General features: G+C 70.4%; 1 protein-coding gene. It reads right to left on the reverse strand.

From position 1 onward, the window contains the following. A partial coding sequence (locus tag G7A99_RS19965; RefSeq protein ID WP_163143539.1) for a phosphotransferase occupies positions 1–1,312 on the reverse strand: 1,312 nt, incomplete at both ends.

The raw sequence follows: 1,312 nt of genomic DNA on the forward strand, positions 1-1,312 counted from the left end.
TGTAGTAGCTGTGGATCTTCAGGTGCGTGGGCTTGCTCTCGAAGATCACGCAGCCCGTGTGGGGGATGTCGTTGAGCGCGACGATGGCGTCGATGATGGGCTGCGGCAGGGCGAGGTATTCGTCCGGATCGCGCCCGTCCTCGAAATAGGAATGCGGGTGCAGCCGGGCGTCCGCGCTCTCCGGCGGCACCACCTCGTAGGGGATGCGCAGGTCCGGCGGTACCTCGAAGGGCTCGCCCTCGCCCGCGCGCTCCAGGTGCAGGGTGTGACGGGCGTCGAACATCACGCACTTGAACACGCCCTCGCGCTCCAGCGAGCGCGCCAGGGTCACCACCACGTTCACCGCCGCGGCGAAGGCACTCACCCGCTCCGGGTCACGGAGCTCCAGGTAGCTGTCGATCTCCAGGCCCTCGGGCTTCCAGCGAATACCGAGCCCGCCCACCACCGGGTAGCGCGAGAGGCGGCTGACCGCGGCCATGAGCGCCTTCTCCCGGTCGCCCATGCCGTGCATGAAGTTCCTGTAATAGCGCTCGAGCTGGGCGTCATCCGCGCCGGCCAGGGTGGCCTCGGCCACCTCCTCGCGCAGGAACGACTTGCGCGAGCTGTAGACCACGCTCTCCATGTCCTGCGCCGGCGCGACCTTGATGGGCAGCAGGCTCATCGCCGGCCTGGCCGGGCGCGGCACCGCGACGATGCGTCCGAGGTGCGCCATCTCGCCGAGGAAGTAGTCGCCGGCACGCCGGCGCTCGTCCGGATCCCGGCTGAGCAGGCCGTCGAGCACCCGGGCGAAGGGGCGCGGCAGGCCCAGGGCGCGGGCGGGGATCACGTCGCTGCCGAACCGGCAGGACTGCGCCGAGGCCAGGGCGTACAGGGTGCTCGCCACCCCCTGCTCGTCGAAACGTGGCGACGACAGCCCGCCGCCGAGCTGCTCCTCGCCGATGAAGTAGACGTCGCCGAGGCGGGCATTGGTCTCGCCGCCACCGGTCATCGCGTCCAGCGAGCAGAACGGCGTGGGCTGGTCCTCGTGGTCGACCTGGGCGAACACCGACGAGCCCCAGTCGATCAGCGAAACGCGGCCGTCGTCGGGGTCGTAGACCAGGTTCGAGGGCTTGATGTCCCCGTGGACGATGGGTCCGCGGGGGTGATGACGCAGGTAGGCGAGCATGTCCGCGAGCTGGCGGGCGATGTGCAGCAGCTCGTCCACGGGCAGCGGCCCCAGCTGGATGGAGCGCTGGTCCAGGTCCTCGCCGGGGGCACGCTCCATGACCAGGATGCGCTGGCCGTGGATGCGCTCGAAGGCGAGGAAGGCCGG

The organism is Arhodomonas sp. KWT (genome assembly GCF_010993615.1).